Annotated in this window: 22 protein-coding genes; 7 read left to right on the forward strand and 15 right to left on the reverse strand. The window is 59.0% G+C overall.

Annotated elements, in window-relative coordinates:
* The first annotated feature begins 72 nt into the window (after positions 1 to 72).
* Positions 73 to 297, forward strand: coding sequence for a hypothetical protein (locus AC2D8V_RS10190; RefSeq protein ID WP_484733416.1), 225 nt, complete (start codon positions 73 to 75; stop codon positions 295 to 297).
* On the opposite strand, the gene AC2D8V_RS10195 is transcribed toward AC2D8V_RS10190, so the two are convergent.
* Both AC2D8V_RS10195 and AC2D8V_RS10200 read right to left on the reverse strand, forming a co-directional pair.
* Entirely contained in the window at positions 294 to 578 is a 285-nt protein-coding gene (locus AC2D8V_RS10195; protein ID WP_484733417.1) for a hypothetical protein, read from the reverse strand. The two genes, AC2D8V_RS10190 and AC2D8V_RS10195, sit on opposite strands and share 4 nt — an antisense overlap.
* A gap of 615 nt (positions 579 to 1,193) precedes the next feature.
* Positions 1,194 to 1,592: a c-type cytochrome gene (locus AC2D8V_RS10200; RefSeq protein WP_484733418.1), complete on the reverse strand. Its 399-nt coding sequence runs from the start codon at positions 1,590 to 1,592 to the stop codon at positions 1,194 to 1,196.
* Between the two features lie 128 nt (positions 1,593 to 1,720).
* On the opposite strand from AC2D8V_RS10200, the gene AC2D8V_RS10205 reads away from it, so the two are divergent.
* Positions 1,721 to 2,401, forward strand: coding sequence for a hypothetical protein (locus AC2D8V_RS10205; protein WP_484733419.1), 681 nt, complete (start codon positions 1,721 to 1,723; stop codon positions 2,399 to 2,401).
* On the opposite strand, the gene AC2D8V_RS10210 is transcribed toward AC2D8V_RS10205, so the two are convergent.
* Positions 2,402 to 2,809: a c-type cytochrome gene (locus tag AC2D8V_RS10210; RefSeq protein WP_484733420.1), complete on the reverse strand. Its 408-nt coding sequence runs from the start codon at positions 2,807 to 2,809 to the stop codon at positions 2,402 to 2,404. It lies immediately after the preceding gene.
* A gap of 109 nt (positions 2,810 to 2,918) precedes the next feature.
* On the opposite strand from AC2D8V_RS10210, the gene AC2D8V_RS10215 reads away from it, so the two are divergent.
* A complete protein-coding gene (locus AC2D8V_RS10215) occupies positions 2,919 to 3,353 on the forward strand; it encodes a DMT family transporter (protein ID WP_484733421.1) in 435 nt (144 codons plus the stop codon).
* Here AC2D8V_RS10215 and AC2D8V_RS10220 read toward each other — a convergent pair.
* The 5 genes from AC2D8V_RS10220 to proS form a co-directional block, all read right to left on the reverse strand.
* Entirely contained in the window at positions 3,334 to 4,335 is a 1,002-nt protein-coding gene (locus tag AC2D8V_RS10220; RefSeq protein ID WP_484733422.1) for an Ldh family oxidoreductase, read from the reverse strand. The genes AC2D8V_RS10215 and AC2D8V_RS10220 overlap by 20 nt on opposite strands.
* Before the next feature lie 51 nt (positions 4,336 to 4,386).
* Positions 4,387 to 5,070: an ABC transporter ATP-binding protein gene (locus AC2D8V_RS10225; protein ID WP_484733423.1), complete on the reverse strand. Its 684-nt coding sequence runs from the start codon at positions 5,068 to 5,070 to the stop codon at positions 4,387 to 4,389.
* Positions 5,063 to 6,349, reverse strand: coding sequence for a lipoprotein-releasing ABC transporter permease subunit (locus AC2D8V_RS10230; RefSeq protein WP_484733424.1), 1,287 nt, complete (start codon positions 6,347 to 6,349; stop codon positions 5,063 to 5,065). The genes AC2D8V_RS10225 and AC2D8V_RS10230 overlap by 8 nt, the downstream gene beginning before the upstream one ends.
* Before the next feature lie 51 nt (positions 6,350 to 6,400).
* Positions 6,401 to 6,898, reverse strand: coding sequence for a DUF2937 family protein (locus AC2D8V_RS10235; protein WP_484733425.1), 498 nt, complete (start codon positions 6,896 to 6,898; stop codon positions 6,401 to 6,403).
* A 91-nt stretch (positions 6,899 to 6,989) separates the two neighbouring features.
* Positions 6,990 to 8,345: a proline--tRNA ligase gene (proS, locus tag AC2D8V_RS10240; protein WP_484733426.1), complete on the reverse strand. Its 1,356-nt coding sequence runs from the start codon at positions 8,343 to 8,345 to the stop codon at positions 6,990 to 6,992.
* A 168-nt stretch (positions 8,346 to 8,513) separates the two neighbouring features.
* On the opposite strand from proS, the gene AC2D8V_RS10245 reads away from it, so the two are divergent.
* From AC2D8V_RS10245 to AC2D8V_RS10260, 4 genes are all read left to right on the forward strand, one after another.
* Positions 8,514 to 9,581, forward strand: a complete 1,068-nt coding sequence (locus AC2D8V_RS10245; protein ID WP_484733427.1) for an AI-2E family transporter — start codon at positions 8,514 to 8,516, stop codon at positions 9,579 to 9,581.
* A 1-nt stretch (position 9,582) separates the two neighbouring features.
* A complete protein-coding gene (locus AC2D8V_RS10250; protein WP_484733428.1) occupies positions 9,583 to 10,266 on the forward strand; it encodes an HdaA/DnaA family protein in 684 nt (227 codons plus the stop codon).
* A gap of 40 nt (positions 10,267 to 10,306) precedes the next feature.
* Entirely contained in the window at positions 10,307 to 12,481 is a 2,175-nt protein-coding gene (locus tag AC2D8V_RS10255) for an RNA degradosome polyphosphate kinase (protein ID WP_484733429.1), read from the forward strand.
* Positions 12,482 to 12,561: 80 nt separating this feature from the next.
* Positions 12,562 to 14,124, forward strand: a complete 1,563-nt coding sequence (locus AC2D8V_RS10260) for a Ppx/GppA family phosphatase (protein WP_484733430.1) — start codon at positions 12,562 to 12,564, stop codon at positions 14,122 to 14,124.
* On the opposite strand, the gene AC2D8V_RS10265 is transcribed toward AC2D8V_RS10260, so the two are convergent.
* Genes AC2D8V_RS10265 through AC2D8V_RS10295 form a run of 7 tightly spaced genes read right to left on the reverse strand, consistent with a single transcriptional unit; the run spans position 14,121 to position 20,410 of the window.
* Entirely contained in the window at positions 14,121 to 14,459 is a 339-nt protein-coding gene (locus AC2D8V_RS10265; RefSeq protein WP_484733431.1) for a hypothetical protein, read from the reverse strand. The two genes, AC2D8V_RS10260 and AC2D8V_RS10265, sit on opposite strands and share 4 nt — an antisense overlap.
* A 37-nt stretch (positions 14,460 to 14,496) precedes the next feature.
* A complete protein-coding gene (locus AC2D8V_RS10270; protein ID WP_484733895.1) occupies positions 14,497 to 15,504 on the reverse strand; it encodes an endonuclease/exonuclease/phosphatase family protein in 1,008 nt (335 codons plus the stop codon).
* Positions 15,504 to 16,184: a TerB family tellurite resistance protein gene (locus AC2D8V_RS10275; protein ID WP_484733432.1), complete on the reverse strand. Its 681-nt coding sequence runs from the start codon at positions 16,182 to 16,184 to the stop codon at positions 15,504 to 15,506. Before AC2D8V_RS10275 ends, AC2D8V_RS10270 begins: the two co-directional genes overlap by 1 nt.
* A gap of 39 nt (positions 16,185 to 16,223) precedes the next feature.
* Positions 16,224 to 16,706 carry a GNAT family N-acetyltransferase gene (locus AC2D8V_RS10280; protein WP_484733433.1) on the reverse strand — a complete coding sequence of 161 codons (483 nt, stop codon included), beginning with the start codon at positions 16,704 to 16,706 and terminating at the stop codon, positions 16,224 to 16,226.
* Positions 16,703 to 17,320 (reverse strand): VOC family protein, encoded by a 618-nt coding sequence (locus tag AC2D8V_RS10285; protein ID WP_484733434.1) that lies wholly within the window; start codon positions 17,318 to 17,320, stop codon positions 16,703 to 16,705. The genes AC2D8V_RS10280 and AC2D8V_RS10285 overlap by 4 nt, the downstream gene beginning before the upstream one ends.
* On the reverse strand, positions 17,317 to 19,446 hold the full coding sequence (gene scpA / locus AC2D8V_RS10290) for a methylmalonyl-CoA mutase (protein ID WP_484733435.1): 2,130 nt from the start codon (positions 19,444 to 19,446) through the stop codon (positions 17,317 to 17,319). Before scpA ends, AC2D8V_RS10285 begins: the two co-directional genes overlap by 4 nt.
* Positions 19,409 to 20,410, reverse strand: coding sequence for a hypothetical protein (locus tag AC2D8V_RS10295; protein WP_484733436.1), 1,002 nt, complete (start codon positions 20,408 to 20,410; stop codon positions 19,409 to 19,411). Before AC2D8V_RS10295 ends, scpA begins: the two co-directional genes overlap by 38 nt.
* Positions 20,411 to 20,450: the final 40 nt, after the last annotated feature.

The raw sequence follows: 20,450 nt of genomic DNA on the forward strand, positions 1-20,450 counted from the left end.
CGGTCCCCTTGGGGCTTGCCCTGATCTTCGGCGGGGTGACCCTTGCCAGCCTTCTGGAGCCCACAGACGCAGATGGCCACACCGCCCTGCCCGTTGTGCAAGTGGTCTGGCCGGGCGGCACGGTACCAGTCAGGGTCTTTCCCGCAATGGAAGGTCCGCCTGCCCAACGGCAAGGTGACCCGCCTGACCCCTGCAACCTACGGCAAAGGAAACTCCCGACCGCGTTTGCATCGGGGGCGGTGGACAGGGGCGCTCCATATCGAACAGGCCGCCCCTGCATTCCGCGCTTTCGGTTAACTGCCCGCAAACACAGGACCGGCCATGGAGGTATCCATGGACATCGGCAACTCTTCGGCGGCCTCGGAACGGATGGCGGCGATCTTTTCTGCCGCGGCCGTGGCGGTCGCCTCGTCCTTGTAGTGGGTCATCACGGTAAAGCTCTTGTCGCCCGTGCGGACCATCTTTACGGCATCTGCCCCCATGGCCATAATCATCGGCACGTATTTGTCGCGCGCGATTGCTTCCAAATCGTCATTCCACTCGGTCGTGGTCCAATTACTCATTGTCATATAGGCCATAGTTGCCTCCCTTTTTCCTAAATGAATGAGCGCACTATGACATAGGATTTCGAAAGCTGTTAACGAAAGTTAACGCGAGGGAAAGCGCCGCGGCGAAAAGGCAGGGAACCGCCGCGGCGCGTTGGGGTCATGCGAGGGGGGTTACATGACCACCGTGTGGACCGCATCAAAGGCGACCCAGACACCCATCATCGACATGAAACCGACGACGGTGGGGATGATGACTTTTGCCATTTCAGTTCTCCTTTCCGGGCAGACGCGTCCGGCCTGCGGTGCATTCCGCGAGGTCTGCCCCCGCGATGATGAAAAAGAGATAAGCCGCGTGGTCTGACACAAAAAGGGCCGCAGCCATCACCCTTTTTCACCAGCCCGTGCCCGCCCTGTAACATGCGTGCGCCGCATTCATCCGCACATAACAATCGTGAAAGCGCGGTTAAATTCGGGCCGCAGGCGGCCCAAAACCTATGCGCGCGCCGACGCAATACCGACGTCATACCGACTGGGTACCGACAGCGCGAAAACCTTTGTTTTACAGGGCCTCGGGTGTCTTTCATCCCGGTGCACAACCTGCCCGTACGGTGCTGTTGCGCGCACGCTGGCGTCAGGTTCTGATGATCACTCCTGCAGCCCTTCCAGATAGGCCATTAGGTCGGCTATGGGGCGCGACGTCAGCACCGGCTGGCCTGTCTCGGCCTTCAGGATCAGTTCGTCGCCGTCGAAGAAATCACCATAGACCGGCATCGGAGACCCGTGACTCACCAGCGGGTCGCGCCCGTCGATCCGCATCACGATCCGCTCGATTGGAAAGACCCCGTCGTATTTTTCGGTCAAGGCCGTCAGGTCCGGTGGTTGCAAGACCAGAACCGGAGCCATCGGGCCGTTACCCTTGGCTTCAAGCCCGTGACAGGTCGCGCAGTGCCGCGTGTAAAGCTCGGACCCCAGTGCCGCGTCCTGCGCGGCCAACGGCCCCGCGATCGTCAATGCCACAAGGGCTGCTGTCGTCTTGATGTGCATGCTCACCTCCATGTGCAACCTGACCCATGCTGGCACAGGCCGCCAGCCCGCGCTCTGATATCGATCAATTTTCTGCGACACTCGATTGTCCGCTTGATTGCCTTGGCCGGTTTCGGCACTGATAGGGAATGCGGTATTTCGGTCTGGCAGTGATGATGATCCTCGCGGCGTGTGGCCGCCCGATGACGGACACGGAAACCGCCTATGCCCGGACGATCTATGGCGACTCCATCGACGTCTCCAAGGTGCGCATCGTCGACGGCGCACCCACCCGCGCGGTCACTTTCCGCAGGCCTGCCCGCCCCCGGGTGACCTGCCGCGAACGGATCCTGCCGCCCATCACCGAAAAGGTCGTCACCTCCAAACCGGCAGCCGTGGCCCTGTTCAATCACGTGCTGTTCGACGAGGACTGGTACCTTGACGACTATCTGCCCGAATACCCCGACCAGATCGGGCTGATCGCAGCGATGCTGTTTGCCCATGAACTGGTGCATGTCTGGCAATGGCAGAACCGGCGCACCACGGGCTATACGCCGCTGCGCGCCGCGTTTGAACACAACGGCGCGCGCGACCCCTATCTCTTTGATCTGGAAGAGGAAAGGCAATTTTCCGAATTCGGTTTCGAACAGCAGGGCGCGATCATGGAAGAGTTCGTGTGCTGTCGCGCACTGGACCCGGCGGCACCCCGAACACAACGGCTGCACGGGCTGATTTCTCAAGCACTGCCTGTGCAACCCCTGCCAGAGGCGCGCACCTACGCCGTCGGTTTGCCGTGGGAAGGTGTCGAACTGAACGGCATCTGCAGCTGATCAATCCCGCTGAAGTGTTTCGAGATAGGCCAAAAGATCGGCTTGTGGCGCCGGGATGCGTTTGCGCCCGTCGCTGGTTTTCACCCGGCGCCGGGTATCTGACGTCAACGCCGCAAAGGGCGTCATTCGGCGGCCCGCATGTGTGCCTGCGGCATAGCCCGACATTGTGTCTATGATCAGGAGAGATGGGAATCCGCCGCCGTTTCCAGTACCAAGTGTTGTCAGATCGATGGGCGTTTTACTCAACCCTGCGACATTGGCACCGCCGCCCCCGCGCCCATCGCCGCCGTGACAGATCGCACAGTTTTCCAGATACAACACAGCACCACGCGACGCCGGGCGGTCGAACCCGCAGGCGGTCAGCAACAGGATCACGGGCGCAAAAGCCGCGAGCATCAGATGGCGCATGAATTCCTCGTTATTGCGTCTGCAGTTGCAACAAGTTTATCATCATAGTCTTGCCGAACCGGTAATGCGCGGCCATGGTTTGCACAGGCACCACCGACGAGGGATTTCAATGGCGCAGTATGCTTTCATCATGCTTTTGGCGGGGATCGGCATCCCGCTGCTTGCGGCACTGAACGCCGCGTTGGGTATACGGATCGGGTCACCTGCAGCGGCTGCGCTGGTGTTATTCGTCGTGGCGTTTTGCTCTTGTGCCGTGGTGGTGCTTGTGACCGGCCCCGCCGCGCTGACGCGTGTGACCGAGGCGCCAAAGCATCTGCTGCTGGCAGGGGTCTTGATCGCCTTTTATGTGCTGACCATTACTTACATCGCGCCGCACTTCGGCATTGGAAATGCTGTCTTTTTCGTGCTGCTGGGCCAGTTGATCAGCGCCGCTGCAATCGATCATTTCGGATTGTTCGGCGCCCGCATCAGCCCGCTGGAACCGACCCGCGCGATCGGTATTGCATTGATGGCGGCCGGCATTTTTATGACCCAGCGGGTTTAGGCCCCTGCGCCAGTTCTTCCAGCCGTTGCCATACCTGATCCGCGACCTCGACGGTATCCATCATGCGGCGCTTCTGACCCGGCATACGGGCGTCTTCATCCTGCGACGCAGTGTCAGCAAGCGCGGATATGCGCTTGTAAAAGGAATCCGAAGCTCCGGGGTCGATCAGGATGTAAAACTGGCCAAGATCATGCGGTGGCCCGTCAGGTAACTTCAGCGGCTTGACATCGCGCGACAGCACAGAACCCGTCATGCCAGCGGCGAGAATTTCCGCCATCAGGCCAAATCCCCAGCCTTTGTAGCCCCCCATTGAAACCAGCGATCCCTGCAAAGCAGCGTCCGGGTCCGTCGTTGGATCACCGTTTTGATCCAGCGCCCAGCCAAGAGGGATCGGTTGCCCCATGGCCTTGGCCATCGTGATCTTTCCCAAGGCAACGGTCGTCGTCGACTGGTCAAACTGCATCGCAATCCCGCCCGCACCATCCGGCACAGAAAACGCAATCGGGTTTGTTCCAATGACGCGGGTCTTGCCGCCCGGCGCCGCGACGATGGGCGAGGCATTGGTGAACCCGATCCCGATCAGCCCCGCCATCGCGATTTGTTCAGTGAAGTATCCTAACGAAGTGCAGGTATGGGCGTGCGAAACGGCCAACGTAGCTGTGCCGTTTTCCCGCGCCGCTTCCAACGCTGGTACAAGGGCACGCGAGAATGCCGGTTGCGCAAACCCGTAACCTGCATCCACTTCGACCAAGCCGGGACGTGGTCTGCCGACCTTTGGTGTCACGCCGCCATCGACACGTCCGGTTTGCAACTGCAAACAATAACTCTCGACATAGTAAAGGCCGCAAATCCGATTGCCGTAGCCTTCAGCCACACGCACAGCGCGCGCGACCTCGGCTGCGGCGAAGGGGGCCGCACCGTGCGCTGCCAGTGCTTGGCGCGTCAGCTTTTCAATCTCGTCAAGCGAATGATTTTTTCCCATGGTTTCCTCGAAACTCTGCGCGCGTTCTTTACGCCTGCGCTCGGACACACGTCATAAAGCGTGCAATTGACCCGCGTCTAGGCGAATTTGCCTGTCCATACGCGCCGCCAACTCAAGGTTGTGGGTCGCGATCAGCGCCGAAAGGCCCGTGCTCCGGACCAGTGACATCAGGGCGTCAAAGACCGTGTCCGAAGTGGACGGGTCAAGGTTGCCCGTGGGTTCATCCGCCAGCAGCAGGCGTGGTGCGTTGGCCAAGGCCCTGCAAAAGGCCACACGTTGTTGTTCGCCGCCTGACAGCGCCGCAGGCCGATGGTCTGCGCGCGCCCCTACTCCCACGCTTTCCAGCAGTGTTTGCGCGCGCAACTGCGCTTTGCTGCGCGACGCGCCGTTGGCAAGCTGTGGCAAAAGCACGTTTTCAAGGGCAGAAAACTCCGGCAACAGGTGATGGAACTGATAGATAAAGCCAATATCTTGCCGCCGCGCAGCGGTGCGTCGCCCATCACTCAGGCCAGTCATGTCATCGCCGCTGATGGCGACCGTCCCTGCGTTTGGCACATCCAAAAGTCCGGCAATGTGCAACAGCGTCGATTTGCCAGCACCCGACGGGGCGACCAGTGCTACAACCTCGCCTTTGGCCACGTGCAGGTTCACACCCCGCAAGACCGAAACCTCGTTCGGGGCGCCCTTGTTGTACACTTTCTCGATCCCGTCGAGTTGCAGCACCGCATCACTCATACCGCAGGGCCTCTACCGGGTTCATGCGGGCCGCTCGGCGCGCCGGAAAGATAGTGACCACAAAGGACAAGCCCAGCGACAACGCCATCGCAGACAGCACATCGGCAAGGTGCAACTGTGCGGGCAACGCGTAAATGCCACGGATCGACGGGTCCCAGACGCCGCCGCCCATCAGCACGTTCACCAGCGAGAAAATCGGATCGATATATATCGCGAAAAGCGACCCGAGAATGACGCCCGCCAAGGTCCCAATCACCCCTGTGAATGCACCGCAAATAAAGAAAATCCGCAGAACCGAGCCTTCGCTCAGCCCCATCGTACGCAATATGCCGATATCGCGCCCCTTGTTCTTGACCAGCATGATCAGTCCCGAGACGATATTCATCGCGGCGATCAGGACGAGAATGGACAGGATAATAAACATCACGTTGTCTTCGACTTCCAGTGCGCGCAGAAAACCGCCTGACGCGTCCTGCCACGTCCAGATCTGGGAGCCGGGGCCTGCGGCCTGAAGCAATGCAGGCTCCATCGCGCGGATGCGTTCCGGGTCATCAACCATGACTTCCAACTCGTCCGCCGTGCCTTCGCGGTTGAAGTAGCTTTGCGCCTCTTCAAAAGGCAGATACGCCCGGACCCTGTCTATGTCATAGCGGCCGGCAGAAAAGATATAGACCACCTCATAGGCATTCACGCGCGGCGACGTGCCAAAGGCAGTTTTGACCCCGTCGGGCGAGATCAGTTTCACGCTGTCGCCGACGCGCGCGCCAAGCTCGCGCGCCACGCCGGAGCCCAAAGCGATACCTTCGGAAAACCTGCCAATGTCGCCGGAATAGATCTCGGGTGCGGCAATGGCGGGCAGGCTGGCAAGGTTTTCCGGACTGATGCCAAAAACCTCAATGCCTGCATTACGCCCATCTTTGGAGCCCAGCACCTGCCCACGGATCAGGGGAGCCGCGCGCGTTACACCGGGCACCGCCGACACTCTTTCGCGCAGCGCATCAAAATCGGTGATCGAGCGGTCGATCTGCCCGTTCGCGCGGACATCACCAATGGCATAGACCGTGACATGCGCGTTCGCACCCAGGATCGTGCCCACGAACTCTGCCCGAAAGCCGGACCGGACAGACAAGGTAGCGATGAGCGCAAACACAGCGAGCGTGATGCCGATCAGGCTGATCCACGTCATTGTGCTGACACCGCCCTCTGCGCGCCGCGCGCGCAGGTAGCGCCACGCGATCATCCACTCGAACGCAGCAAAAGGAGGAGGTGTGGACGCCATGCAAATCCCGAAATGAACCTGCGCGCAAACTGGTACGTTGCGCCGGCAGGGTCAAGCAGGCAATGGCTGCGGGCGCGGTCGCACCCGGACGAAAGACGCCAGAAAGGCCGCACTGCCTCCGACGATGACGAACCCGAATGCAGCAAACAGCCCGGTGGCCAATGTCAGCGGCAGGGCTGGCTCGAAGGCCCTCAGCGCACCGCGTGCGATCTGAGGGTCGGTAAAGCGGCTCGCATGGTAGGCGCGCATGAAAGGTCCCTGCCCCTCAAGCACCGCCAGATCTTCGCTCAATGCTGCATGGCGCGCGATGCTTTCACGCATATCGGCGCGCCTGCGGTCCATGAAGGGTGTTCCGTTCATTTGCGCCAACGCGTCATTGCGGGTCAGACCGACCGCCTTGGCTGATGCGTCAAAATTTGCCACGACCACAGCCAGTGCATCAACGGCGCCGCCCAAGCGTTGCATGTATTGTTGGGAAAAGGCCGGAAACTGCGCGGCGCCTAAGGCACCGGACAAACCTGCGACCAGCACAATCGTGCGGATGAACATCGTCTGCTCCTGCTCACCCCCCGGTGGCACGAACACCAAGCTACCAAAGCTTCAGCAAAAAACAATGCCGCAAGTTGTCGGGACCGCAGATTTACAGATTTCCGCTCACCCGGTGCGCCGCGTAGATTTTCACCAGCTTTTCAACGGCCTGCTCTGGCGGCAACTCGGCGCTGACACCGGATCTTCGGCTGGTCAGTTCCACGACGCCGTTTTTCAAACCGCGCGGTCCGACAGTGATCCGCCAAGGCAGACCGATCAGGTCCATCGTGGCAAATTTACCGCCTGCCCGCTCGTTTCTGTCGTCATAAAGCGGGTCCAGCCCCGCAGCCTTCAGCGATGCGTAAAGCGCATCACAAGCGGCATCCGCCTCTTCGTCGCCCTGCTTGAGATTGACGATGCCACAGTGGAACGGGGTGACACCTTCGGGCCAGATGATGCCGTTGTCGTCATGGCTCGCCTCGATAATGGCGCCCACCAACCGGCTCACCCCAATGCCGTGGCTGCCCATATGCACCGGCGTGGGCTTGCCATCCGGTCCCTGCACGGTGGCCCCCATCGCGTCGGAATATTTTGTCCCGAAATAGAAAATCTGCCCCACCTCAATACCGCGCGCGGTACGCTGGCGTTCCTTGGGGATGGCGTCAAAGGCCTCTGCATCGTGGGTTTCGTCGGTCCGCGCATACAGATTGGTGAATTCTTCCATGATAGACTGGCACTGCGCGACATCATCATAATCGATATCACGATCACCAAAGGTAAGCTCAGTCACCTTGCTGTCGTAAAAGACTTCTGACTCGCCCGTTTCCGCCAGCACGAGGAATTCATGTGTGTCATCCCCGCCAATCGGGCCGCTGTCGGCGCGCATCGGAATCGCCTGAAGCCCCATCCGCTCATATGTGCGCAGGTAGCTGACAAGGTGCCGGTTGTAAGCGTGTAAGGCGTCTTCTTTGGTCAGATCAAAGTTATAGCCGTCTTTCATAAAGAATTCGCGGCCCCGCATCACCCCAAAGCGCGGCCGCATCTCGTCGCGGAACTTCCACTGGATGTGGTAGAGCGTCATCGGCAAATCCTTGTAGCTGCCGACGTGGCTGCGGAAGATATCTGTGATCATCTCTTCGTTCGTAGGCCCATAAAGCATGTCCCGATCCTGCCGGTCGCGAATACGCAGCATTTCAGGGCCATAGGCATCGTAGCGTCCGCTTTCACGCCACAAATCCGCAGACTGCAGAGTTGGCATCAGCATTGGAATGTGACCGGCGCGGATCTGTTCCTCATGCACGATGTTTTCCAGCTTGCGCAGCACCTTAAAGCCCAGTGGCAACCACGAATATATGCCGGCGGCATTTTGCTTGATCATGCCCGCGCGCAGCATCAGTCGGTGGCTTACAATCTGCGCTTCTGCTGGGTTCTCGCGCAGCACAGGCAGGAAATAGCGGCTCAAACGCATGGGACGTCCTCTTTGGTGCAAGTCGCTGACTGATTAGGCCAAAGCGTCTGGCCCCGCAATCATCAATCCGCGCCCCAGTATCCGGGCCCGCGGCTATTTTACCCGCTGGCTCTTGAAAGCGCGGGCGCAATAGGCAATGTGAATACAAAAGCAGAACGGAGAACGACGATGGCGCTGCCCGTCCGAGAACAACTGGCATACTGGGGCGGCGCGACGGTCGTATTCCTTGTCGTGCTTTGGTTTCTCGGCAATCAGCTTCTCCCCTTCGTCCTTGGCGGTGCTATCGCGTATTTCCTCGATCCGGTCGCAGACCGGCTGGAAAAAATGGGGCTTAGTCGCGTCGCGGCGACAGCTGTCATCACCTTGCTGGGCGTTCTGCTTTTTGTCGTGCTGGCGCTGCTGGTTGTACCCACGCTGGTCAATCAGGCCCTACAGCTGGTTAATGCGGCTCCGGAGTATACCCAAAACATCACCAGCTTTCTGACCGAGAGATTTCCCACGCTGCTGGATGATCGATCAACCTTGCGGCAGTCGATCCATACAGTCGGCGAAACGATTCAGAGCCGCGGCGCCGAGCTTCTTGAAACAGCCCTGACCTCGGCGGCTTCGCTGATCAACGTGCTGGTACTTCTGGTCATCGTGCCGGTGGTGTCGGTGTATCTTCTGCTTGATTGGGACAACATGGTGGCCAAGATCGACGGCCTGCTGCCACGTGACCACGCGCCCACGATCCGCAAACTGGCCCGCGATATCGACGAAACCCTCGCCGCTTTCATACGCGGAATGGGAACGGTGTGCCTTGTTCTGGGCACCTACTACGCCATCGCACTTATGCTGGTCGGCCTGCAATTCGGGCTGGTCGTGGGCTTTATCGCCGGAATTGTAACATTCATCCCTTACCTCGGGGCGCTCATCGGAGGCGTTCTGGCCATCGGTCTCGCCTTGTTCCAGTTCTGGGGCGAATGGCTGCACATCGGCCTTGTGGCTGGTATCTTTGTGTTGGGACAGATGATTGAGGGCAACTTTCTTACCCCCAAACTGGTTGGCGATTCAGTCGGGTTGCATCCGGTATGGCTGATCCTCGCACTTTCGGTGTTCGGTGCGCTGTTCGGCTTTGTCGGTATGCTGGTCGCCGTACCGATGGCAGCAGCGCTTGGTGTCATCGCGCGATTTGCCGTGGACAAATATAAATCCTCTCTCCTCTACAAAGGCAGTTCCGGACAGGACCACCTCTGAAATGGCCGAACAACTCGGATTTGACCTGCCCGGCGTCTCGGCTCTGGGCCGTGCGGACTTCATGGTCGCGCCCTCGAATGCGATGGCGGTTGCCCTGATAGAAAACTGGCAAGACTGGCCAAACCGTAAACTTGTGCTTCACGGGCCTGCTGGTGCGGGCAAGACCCATCTCACGCACGTCTGGGCCACGCTCAGCGAGGCGACAGTCGTGCCGGCATCGGCATTGGCAAGCGCCGACGTGCCCGAACTGGCACGCAGCCCTGTCGCAGTCGAAGATGTGCCAGACCTAATGGACGATCGCGCCGGACAAACAGCGCTTTTCCATTTGCACAACCTCGTTCTGGCCGAGGGGCAAGCGCTGTTATTGACCGGCACAGGCGCGCCTGCGCACTGGCCCTTGACCCTGCCGGATCTGGTCAGCCGCATTGCAGGCACGCAGTCTGTGGCGCTGGATGCGCCGGATGATGCCCTGTTGACCGCAGTTCTGGCAAAACTCTTTGCCGACCGGCAGATCATCGTGAAACCAGAACTTTTGTCCTATCTGACCCGTCGAATCGATCGTTCTTTTGCCAGCGCGCGCGATGTGGTGGCCCGTCTCGATGCTGCATCTCTTGCACAAAAACGGCCACTTACCCGTGCGTTAGCGGCCGCAGTACTGGACAATGACCGGGGCTCTGCGCGATAACTGTCACTCTCCCGTTACAATTGCCACGCAAAAGGCCAGCATGACCAACGCCGACTTTCTCACCGCCAAGTTCAACACCCCTGCTGAAATGCCGGATCTGGATATCTCCGGACCCGCCCGCTTTTTCAACCGCGAGCTCAGTTGGCTGGGGTTCAACTGGCGCGTTCTGGAAGAAGCGGAAAACCCGCGCGTACCTGTTCTGGAACGGCTGCGGTTTTTGTCAATTTCCGCCGCGAACCTCGACGAGTTCTACACGGTACGCGTCGCCGGTCTGCGCGAGCTGGCCCAAGCAGGGAATACAACACCGGCGGCGGACGGGTTAACCCCAAGCGAACAGTTGGCCCTTATCGACAAGGACGCCCGCCAGTTGATGGATACGCAGCAGCGCGTTCTGACCGCTTTGCTGACCGAAATGGTCGACGAGCATATCCACGTGCTGGGCCGCGATAACCTTTCTCGCCAAGATTTGGCGTATTTGGACGATGTATTCCTGACTCAGGTCTTTGCGGTTCTCTCGCCGCTGGCCATCGACCCTGCCCACCCGTTCCCCTTCATCCCCAACACAGGCTATGCGCTGGCCTTGCAACTGGAGCGCACGCGCGACAAGCGTCCGCTTCAGGCGCTGTTGCCTATCCCGGGGCAGATCGACCGCTTTATCCGGCTGCCGTCGGATGAAGGCTACGACCGTTTTCTGCCGCTCGAAGAGCTGTTGGTCATGAATATTTCGCAGCTTTTCCCCGGCTACAAACTGAAATCCCATTTTGAATTCCGCGTGCTGCGCGACAGCGATCTGGAAGTTGAAGAAGAAGCTGAAGACCTTGTGCGGGAATTCGAAGTGGCGCTCAAACGCCGGCGCCGCGGCGAGGTAGTCCGCATGACCCATTCAGCGGGCGCTCCGGAAAAGCTGAAAGCGGTCATCATGGAAGAGCTTGGTGTCGACCCCGATGAGGTGATCGAACTGAACGGCATGATCGGGATGACCGACCTCAAGGAACTGGTGATTGATACCCGCCCCGATCTGTTGTGGCCCAACTTTACCCCCCGTGTGCCCGAACGTGTTACCGATCACGACGGTGATATGCTGGCAGCGATCCGCAACAAGGACATGCTGTTGCATCATCCATACGAAACCTTCGACATGGTTGTGCGGTTCTTGCAGCAGGCAGCCCGCGATCCGCAGGTTGTTGCGATCAAGCAAACGCTTTACCGAACCTCCAGAGACAGCCCGATTGTCGAGGCCTTGTGCGAAGCAGCTGAAGACGGCAAATCGGTCACCGCGCTGGTCGAGCTTAAGGCGCGTTTTGACGAGGCCGCAAACATCCGGCAGTCACGCCGGCTGGAACGCTCCGGGGCGCACGTGGTTTATGGGTTTCTCGACCTGAAGACCCACGCAAAAATCTCGACGATTGTACGCCGCGAGGGAAATCAGTTGGTGACCTACACGCACTATGGCACCGGCAACTACCACCCGATCACGGCGCGGATATATACCGATTTGTCCTTTTTCACCTGCGACGACAAGCTTGGACGCGACGCAACCAAAGTATTCAATTACCTGTCGGGTTACGCGCAGCCGGAAAAACTCGACAACCTTGCGATCTCGCCAATTACACTGAAGCCAAGGCTGTTGGAACTGATCGCGGCCGAGGCTGAACATGCACGCAACGGCAAACCTGCGGTGATCTGGGCCAAGATGAACTCGCTGATCGAAAGCGAAGTCATCGACGCGCTCTATGCTGCCAGTCAGGCTGGCGTCGAGATCAGTCTGGTGATCCGTGGCATCTGCGGGTTACGCCCCGGCGTCAAAGGGCTCAGCGACAATATACGGGTAAAATCCATCGTCGGACGTTTCCTGGAGCATTCGCGCATCGTGTGTTTCGGAAACGGCTATGGTCTGCCGCACAAGAGAGCGCGCGTGTTCATCTCGTCAGCAGACTGGATGGGGCGGAACCTCAATCGCCGCGTGGAAACGCTGGTGGAAACGGAAAACCCCACGGTCAAAGCCCAGATTGTCGGTCAGATTATGGCCGCAAATCTCGCCGATGTGGCGCAAAGTTGGGTCATGCAGCCAGATGGCAGCTTTTTGCGCCCCCCCGTTGAGGAAGGTACTTTTGCCTTCAACTGTCACCGTTTCTTTATGGAAAACCCGTCTTTGTCCGGTCGCGGCTCTGCCGGCGCATCCGATGTTCCGAAACTGACCCACACCGACGATTAAACGACAAGAATCTTTGCGGGTTGGATTGACCCGCGCCGTGAATTTTCACAGGGTGCGCCACAAAATACCAAAACGGACGCATGACCGAAATAGCGCAAAAATCCGCTGCAACAGACCTCGCAAGCGCCGACGCCGGATTTTTCGGCCGTCCGCTCTTTGAGGATCCAAGCGCCCGTGCTCTGGCGCGTGTCGGCGTTGTCGATGTCGGGTCCAATTCGGTCAGACTGGTTGTCTTTGACGGCGCGGCACGCAGCCCCGCGTATTTCTACAACGAAAAAATCATGTGCGCTCTGGGCGCGGGATTGTCAAAATCAGGCGTGCTGAACCCAGAGGGCCGTGTGCGCGCGCTGAACGCGCTGCGCCGGTTCCAGCATCTGGCCAACGGAATGGGCCTGCCGGCGTTGACTGTAGTGGCGACCGCTGCTGTGCGCGATGCCAGCGACGGCGCTGACTTTTGCGCGGAAGTTCTGCGCGAAACCGGTTTACGCATATGGGTGATCGACGGCGAGGAAGAAGCACGTCTGTCCGCGCAAGGGGTGCTGTTGGGCTGGCCCGGGTCATACGGATTGGTCTGCGACATTGGCGGGTCATCAATGGAACTGGCCGAAATATCCCAAGGTCGCGTCGGACGTCGCGTTACCTCTTCACTTGGTCCGCTGAAGCTCCGCGAGATCAAGGGCGGCAAAAAAGGCAGACAGGCGCATATCAGGGAGACAGTTGCCCAACTCAAAGAGGTGATGGGCAATCAGCGCGACCGCCTTTTTCTGGTAGGTGGATCGTGGCGTGCAATCGCGCGTGTCGACATGCACCGGCGCGGGTATCCTTTGCACGTTTTGCACGAATACCGCATGACCGCACGATCGGTCACCGCGACGGCAGATTTTATCGCAAAATCCGATCTGGATGAGTTGCGCGCTGCCTGCGGGATATCTTCAGCCCGGATGAGCCTCGTGCCATTGGCAACGGAAGTTCTGCGCCGCCTTGTGAAAGAATTCCGGCCCAAAGATATCGCAATTTCCAGCTATGGTATCCGCGAAGGCATGCTTTACGAACAGATGCCGCAGCGTCTGCGTGACCGGGATCCGCTGATCGAAGCCTGCCATTTTGCCGAAGCAAAGGACGCGCGCATGCCAGGGTTTGGCAAGGCGCTGTATGCGTTTATTCTTCCGCTCTTCAAATCAGCCAACCCCGCGCGAAAAAGGTTGATCAAAGCCGCCTGCCTTTTGCACGATGTCAGTTGGCGTGCGCATCCGGATTACCGCGCCGAAACCTGCTTTGACAACGCGACACGCGCAAACCTCGGCGGGCTCAAACACTCCGAACGCGTTTTTCTCGGGCTCGCTCTGCTGCATCGTTACTCGAACAACAGGGAAGGCACGCGTTTTGCCGATCTCTATGAACTCATTGATGAAAAAGCCCAATTAGACGCGGAAATTCTGGGCAAGGCCATGCGATTTGGCGCAATGCTGTGGATGACGCAGGACGCAGAACGCGGGACGCTTCGCTGGTTTCCTAAAAAGAAGCTGCTGCAGCTGAAATTGACAAGGGACATGTTACCGCTCTTCGGCGAAGTGGCCGAGGCGCGACTGCTTTCACTTGCAAGCTCGATGGAAGCCTCGGTTGAGGTGAGGAAACTGCGTTAGAGCTCGATCTGAGGTGGCAAATCTTCCGGCGCAACCTTGGGCGGCACCGGGGTTGGGTCTGGCTTGCGACGGATGATGATATCGCCGTTTTCAAGAACCTCCGGCGGCTCATAGTTCGACCAGTCTTTGACGTCTTCCAGCAACTCCATCATCGCTGGCCCCATTTCGTCCATGAATTCCCGCATACCGTCCAGAGCCGGTTCCATTTCCTGCAGCAACCCTTCAAGAAATTGCTGCGCCCCGCGTTCCATCAGCGAGGGCGGGGCATCGTCCTGCGCCGCAAGGGGCGTCGCGACAAACGACAGGGCAAAGAGGTATGCGCTAAGCTGCTTCATTCCCTTAATATAGGGCATCTCGCGGCCGTTTTACAGATCATATACCCAAGTCTACCGTTACCGGGAAATGATCCGAGGCCGTTACCAACGCGTCACGCAACACCGGATCCTGCCAGCACTGCGGGTCGTCGAGTGGGTGCCAGATCCGCCATTTGGGCTGAAAGCCGCGGATGTCTTCGGAAACCATCACGTAGTCTAGTAGCGCCTGCAAATACCTTTGCTCCGGCCTAATCCAGAACCGCGCCGTTGTCGGCACCGGCCCCAACCGATGACTCAACGCGCGGTTCGCGTGAGGATCAAAAAGGGCACCCTTTTCAGCATCCCCGAGTACGATCTCAACGGAGGACTTGCCAAACAGGTCTTCAAAGACATCAAGCCCGGGTCCGTCGTTCAGATCCCCAAGTACGATTAATGGAGTCTCCTCGGCAACGATCTGGTCGATGCGTGCACGCAGCCAGATCGCCTGCGCCAATTGCTTGCGCCTGTTCGCGATGCTCAAACGGGCAATGTCTTTTTGCGACTTCGCGCCATGCGGCGCCTTGGATTTCAGATGCACTCCGATGAGGTGCATCTCAAAACCCGTCTTGGTCGTCACGGCAAGCTCAAGCGGCGGCTTGGAAAATTGCACTAGATCTTCGGTGGCGTCGATATCGAGATCAATAGCAAAGGTTCCGTCAAATCGCGGGATATCCGCCGTGCCGGGGCGCGGTGCGTGGCGCGCGGCCAACACATCCGGATCATACATCAGCGCGATTTCCTGTTTGGTATCATTGGCAAAACCGATGACAGCCTCGCGGCACCGCAGCCCATAGACATCCGCAAAATGTTCCAAGGCGGCGACAGTACTGCGCTTGGCACTTGCATCCGGCGCTTCGATGACCATGACGGCATCCGCGTCCAGCGCCCGAAACACGGTGCCAAGCGCGTCCGCCTGCTCGGCACGTGTAATCTTGTAGCGCGCCGACCACTCACCGTCGCGACACAGGGCATCACTTTCATCAAACAAAGAATTGAACCACTCAACATTATAGGTGGCGATCCGCATCAGGCGCTTTTGCCCTCGATCTCTTCCCACGCGCGATTGATATCAGCCATACGCTTTTCCGCCAATTGCATCGCTTCGGCGGGGACGCCACGGGCAATCATCGCATCGGGATGGTTTTCACGGACCAACCGGCGAAATACCTGCCGGATTTCCGCAACAGGCATATCTGGCGAGACCCCAAGAACCGTATAGGGATCTTGGGGTGCGTCCGGCGCAAAGCGAACGCGCAAGGCGTTGAAATCCGCTTCTGGCACGCCGAAAATGGCGGCAACTCTTTCAAGAAAGGCGTTTTCATTGGGATGGTAAAACCCATCTGCCATCGCGATATGAAACAAGCCTTCAAGCAAGTCTTTTAGGGTTTCCGGCTGACCACCGAACATAGTCTGAATGCGCGCGGCGTAATCTTCAAAACCGGCCACATCCTGACGGGCGAGGTTGAAAACACGCGCCGCACCGGCTTCATCTTGGGCAGCGATATGAAAAACCTCGCGAAACGCGGTGACCTCGTCGCGCGTCACCTGCCCGTCCGCTTTGGCCATTTTGGCACCCAGCGCAATGACCGCGATGGTAAAAGCGACAGAGCGTTCCGGCGGGCGTTGCAGCCGGTCAAATACCGCAGAGAGCCCTTCCCCGGCAGTCAGCGCAGAAAGCGCGGCAGTGATACGTGACCAAATTGACATGCGCGCACCTTAGACGTTGCGCGACACGGTGTCAGCGGCTCAATCAGGCGCAGCCAGAATTTTCTGCATCAAAACAAGATCAAGCCATTGATCTGCTTTGCGTCCGGTGTCAGTTAACCGACCGGCAACGCGATACCCCAATGCCTCGTGAAAGGCGATCGCTCCGGGATTGGCGCTGCTCACCGCGCCAACCAAAGTGTGTATTTTGTCTGTCACGGCGTGCGCTTCTACGGCGGTCATCAAGGCACGACCGACACCGGTGCCATGAAAGGGTGCTGCCACAATGACCGAATGTTCCGCCGTCGCGGCATAACCGGGCCCTGTGCGAAACGGCCCATAGGTGGCGAACCCCGCCAACTGGCCCGAGCGTTCAGCGATGAAAAACGCCCGCGTTTCGATCAATGCCGCTATGTCGGATTGGGTCTTTTCCACCGTTGTGAAGGTGGCAAGGGTTTCGCGGATCATCCAGTTCCACAGGGAACAGATTTGCGCAGCGTCTGCTGGCGCGGCCGCGCGGATCACCCTGACAACTCACGCGGGCCATGCGCCGTGTCAAATGCGGCGTGTAAGGCGTGGGGACCCTGTTCGTATGCCACCCGGTCATCGCTCAAAAGAGACTTCATCGCTTGCTTCAGACTATCGGCTTCGGGATGGCGGACAGTCAGACGTCTAAGCCGAACCCCTGACGCGGCCAAAAGACCCGCAGGGTGGGTGGCAGTTTGCCATTGGATCAAAGCCGGCGCGATCCCGTCAAACGGCAGAATACCGCTGTGCGGAACAGCCATTTGCCAGCGCAGGTCGCCACGCTGCAACTGTACCGGATCGCCCATACCATCGGGGGTTGCTTTCAGCGCCGCGTCCAGATCATCTGCGCGGCAAATCCAATTGGTGAGCCGTGCCGGACCGGAAAAGCGGTCAAGATCGAACCAGCGCGCGCGCTCGGGCACAGGGGCTGTGGGATTTATCGCAATCGCTTCGAGATATAACCCGTCCTCCAATCCCAGCAGCATGTTGTGGGTGAAGAATACGTCATGTTCTCCGCCGGGTTGAAGCGTCACGCCTAGCGCGCTCTCTACAGCGATGCGCGCCTCATCCAGCGTCTCGCCCGCGACCGCAAGATGATCAAGCGCGATCACCCCCGCGCCTCTGCGATCAGCTTCAGAATGTCTTGTGCGGCTTTGGGAATATTGGTGCCCGGGCCGAAGATCGCCTTGACCCCTGCGTCATAGAGAAACTGGTAGTCCTGTTGCGGGATCACACCGCCGCAGATGACAAGGATGTCTTCGGCACCCGCGTCTTTAAGCGCTTGGACAAGCTGTGGTGCCAAAGTCTTGTGACCCGCGGCCTGGCTGCTGATCCCGATGACGTGGACGTCGTTATCCACCGCGTCCTGCGCGGCTTCTGCTGGGGTTTGAAACAAAGGGCCCACATCGACGTCAAAGCCGATATCGGCAAAAGCCGTTGCGATGACCTTGGCGCCCCGGTCGTGGCCATCCTGTCCCATTTTGACCACCAGCATTCTGGGACGGCGCCCTTCGGTTTCGGCAAATTCCTCGACGGATTTCTGAATGGCGGCAAAGCCCTCGTCACCCTCGTAAGCCGCACCATACACACCGGCCAGTGTCTTGACCTCCGCACGGTGTCGGCCGAACACTTTTTCCATTGCCATGCTGATTTCTCCAACTGTTGCACGGGCGCGCGCCGCCTCTACTGCCGCTTCAAGAAGATTGCCGCCTGCCTCGGCGCGACGGCCGAGTTCTTCTAACGCGGCATCGCAAGCTGCCGCATCACGGGTGCTGCGCACCTGATCAAGACGCGCGATCTGGCTCTGCCGGACTGCTGCATTGTCGATGTCCAGAATGTCGATTGGGTCTTCTTTGTCGCGGCGGTATTTGTTCACGCCCACGATCACCTCGGTGCCTCGGTCGATATTGGCCTGCCGCATCGCCGCAGCCTCTTCTATGCGCAGCTTTGGCATGCCGGTGGCGACGGCCTTGGTCATACCGCCCATATCTTCGACTTCTTCGATCAGCTTCCACGCAGCTTCGGCCAGATCATGGGTCAACTTTTCCACGTAGTAAGATCCCGCCAGCGGATCGACCACATTTGTGACCCCGGTTTCCTCTTGCAAGATCAATTGCGTGTTGCGCGCAATACGGCTCGAAAACTCGGTGGGCAACGCGATAGCCTCATCCAATGCATTGGTGTGCAGCGACTGCGTGCCGCCCAGCACCGCCGACATCGCCTCATAGGCCGTGCGGATCACGTTGTTGTACGGGTCCTGTTCCTGAAGGCTGACGCCAGAGGTTTGACAATGGGTGCGCAGCATCGAGGATTTCGGGTTCTTGGGTTCGAATTCCGACATGATCCGCGACCACAAAAGTCGTGCCGCACGCAGCTTTGCCGCCTCCATGAAAAAGTTCATGCCAATGGCGAAGAAAAACGAAAGCCGGCCGGCAAACTTGTCCACGTCCATACCACGTGCGATGGCAGCGCGCACATATTCACGCCCGTCGGCAAGGGTAAAGGCAAGCTCCTGCACAAGGTTCGCGCCCGCTTCCTGCATGTGATAGCCAGAGATGGAGATCGAGTTGAATTTCGGCATCTCGTTGGATGTATATTCGATGATGTCTGCAATGATCCGCATCGATGGCTCTGGCGGGTACACGTAGGTATTGCGCACCATAAATTCCTTGAGGATATCGTTCTGGATCGTGCCGGATAGCACCGCACGGTCATGCCCCTGCTCTTCGCCTGCGACAATAAAGTTGGCGAGGATCGGGATCACCGCACCGTTCATGGTCATCGATACTGACACCTTGTCGAGTGGAATACCGTCGAACAGGATTTTCATGTCCTCGATACTGTCGATTGCCACGCCGGCCTTGCCCACGTCGCCTTCGACCCGCGGGTGATCACTGTCATATCCACGGTGTGTCGCCAGATCGAAGGCCACCGAAACCCCTTGCTGGCCGTTGGCGAGCGCTTGGCGGTAAAAGGCGTTGGATTCTTCCGCGGTGGAAAACCCGGCGTATTGCCTGATCGTCCATGGGCGTCCGGCGTACATCGTCGCCTTCACCCCGCGTGTGTACGGCGCCTGTCCGGGGATTGAGCCGAGATGATCCAGTCCGGCGACATCCTCTTCTGTGTAGATCGGTTGAACGTCGATGCCTTCAAGGGTTTTCCATGTCAGATCATCGACGGGCTTGCCGCGCAGCTCACCTTCAGCGAGGTCGCGCCACGTGTCTTTCTTCGAACTCATCGGTTTGTCCTTTGCAGTTTGCCTTATGGGGCGGGTTCATGCCCGCTCTTTCAGAAAGGCGATCCTCGGTCAGGCTGGCCATGCCGGAAGCACCGGCAGTCAGCCACATTATATCATCCGCATAGTGCTCGCGCAGAGCAGCGTGTTCCGCGTTTGTAAATGGATTCCAGCGCCCCATGCCAAAGGGTAGAATATCTGGCTCTGCTCCCCGCGCGGTCAGGGCCCGACGCAAACTCGGCAGGTCGGGCGCGGCATTGGCACGCACGCGCCGCGTCACAGGCGGGACATGTGCCACCTCCATATCAGCCAAAAACGCGTCAGGTCGCCCGCTCTGCCGTTCGAATTGTGACACCTTGATCGGAACGTCACCGGCCGCGTGCGCGATATCAGACACAACGTCGCGCCAAGTACGGGCACTGCCCGCGATGCGCGCCAGCTTTGAGCGCGATGGTACCGGCGCACCGCGCTCCACGCCATAGGCCAGAGCAGAGCACCAATATGCCTCCAGACTGCGGATCGAAATGCTGATCCGGCGCACACGCCCGTCCAGAATACCGAGGGCATGCGCAACACGGCCTGCGACCTGAGGATAAATCACCTCTTCGCGAATGTTCTGGCGCACAGACCCCATCAGATTTTCGTCGCTTATGACAAGAGTGCGCGCGCCCCGGTCTTCAATCTCTTTCAGCTTGTCAGAAACCCGCCGCATGTCATTCTGATAATCAGAACTTTTCCGGCGGGGTAAAGCGTACATACCCGAAAACACGCCACCGCGCGTCTGATCCGGCCCCCAATAGCCGATACCATGCTCGATCAGCCTCTCGGCATGCCCGCGCATATAAGACTGAAAACTCGTCGTCGCAGTACGATGCGCACCTATATGCAGTATTACGTCCATGAGGCTGCTCATCCAGCGCTGAAAGACCGCCCCGCCCGGCCAGGAATAAGAGGGTTGCGCCAGCATTAACCGAAATCCCTTGCCGGAGATTTAAAGTTAAAATTGC

Source organism: Roseobacter sp. YIN89 (assembly GCF_057219365.1).

Excerpts from the sequence above, each read along its gene's own strand:
- AC2D8V_RS10190 (WP_484733416.1), top strand. The coding sequence starts at position 73 with ATGGCCACACCGCCCTGCCCGTTGTGCAAGTGGTCTGGCCGGGCGGCA.
- AC2D8V_RS10195 (WP_484733417.1), bottom strand. The coding sequence starts at position 578 with ATGGCCTATATGACAATGAGTAATTGGACCACGACCGAGTGGAATGAC.
- AC2D8V_RS10200 (WP_484733418.1), bottom strand. The coding sequence starts at position 1,592 with ATGCACATCAAGACGACAGCAGCCCTTGTGGCATTGACGATCGCGGGG.
- AC2D8V_RS10205 (WP_484733419.1), top strand. The coding sequence starts at position 1,721 with ATGCGGTATTTCGGTCTGGCAGTGATGATGATCCTCGCGGCGTGTGGC.
- AC2D8V_RS10210 (WP_484733420.1), bottom strand. The coding sequence starts at position 2,809 with ATGCGCCATCTGATGCTCGCGGCTTTTGCGCCCGTGATCCTGTTGCTG.
- AC2D8V_RS10215 (WP_484733421.1), top strand. The coding sequence starts at position 2,919 with ATGGCGCAGTATGCTTTCATCATGCTTTTGGCGGGGATCGGCATCCCG.
- AC2D8V_RS10220 (WP_484733422.1), bottom strand. The coding sequence starts at position 4,335 with ATGGGAAAAAATCATTCGCTTGACGAGATTGAAAAGCTGACGCGCCAA.
- AC2D8V_RS10225 (WP_484733423.1), bottom strand. The coding sequence starts at position 5,070 with ATGAGTGATGCGGTGCTGCAACTCGACGGGATCGAGAAAGTGTACAAC.
- AC2D8V_RS10230 (WP_484733424.1), bottom strand. The coding sequence starts at position 6,349 with ATGGCGTCCACACCTCCTCCTTTTGCTGCGTTCGAGTGGATGATCGCG.
- AC2D8V_RS10235 (WP_484733425.1), bottom strand. The coding sequence starts at position 6,898 with ATGTTCATCCGCACGATTGTGCTGGTCGCAGGTTTGTCCGGTGCCTTA.
- proS (WP_484733426.1), bottom strand. The coding sequence starts at position 8,345 with ATGCGTTTGAGCCGCTATTTCCTGCCTGTGCTGCGCGAGAACCCAGCA.
- AC2D8V_RS10245 (WP_484733427.1), top strand. The coding sequence starts at position 8,514 with ATGGCGCTGCCCGTCCGAGAACAACTGGCATACTGGGGCGGCGCGACG.
- AC2D8V_RS10250 (WP_484733428.1), top strand. The coding sequence starts at position 9,583 with ATGGCCGAACAACTCGGATTTGACCTGCCCGGCGTCTCGGCTCTGGGC.
- AC2D8V_RS10255 (WP_484733429.1), top strand. The coding sequence starts at position 10,307 with ATGACCAACGCCGACTTTCTCACCGCCAAGTTCAACACCCCTGCTGAA.
- AC2D8V_RS10260 (WP_484733430.1), top strand. The coding sequence starts at position 12,562 with ATGACCGAAATAGCGCAAAAATCCGCTGCAACAGACCTCGCAAGCGCC.
- AC2D8V_RS10265 (WP_484733431.1), bottom strand. The coding sequence starts at position 14,459 with ATGAAGCAGCTTAGCGCATACCTCTTTGCCCTGTCGTTTGTCGCGACG.
- AC2D8V_RS10270 (WP_484733895.1), bottom strand. The coding sequence starts at position 15,504 with ATGCGGATCGCCACCTATAATGTTGAGTGGTTCAATTCTTTGTTTGAT.
- AC2D8V_RS10275 (WP_484733432.1), bottom strand. The coding sequence starts at position 16,184 with ATGTCAATTTGGTCACGTATCACTGCCGCGCTTTCTGCGCTGACTGCC.
- scpA (WP_484733435.1), bottom strand. The coding sequence starts at position 19,446 with ATGAGTTCGAAGAAAGACACGTGGCGCGACCTCGCTGAAGGTGAGCTG.
- AC2D8V_RS10295 (WP_484733436.1), bottom strand. The coding sequence starts at position 20,410 with ATGCTGGCGCAACCCTCTTATTCCTGGCCGGGCGGGGCGGTCTTTCAG.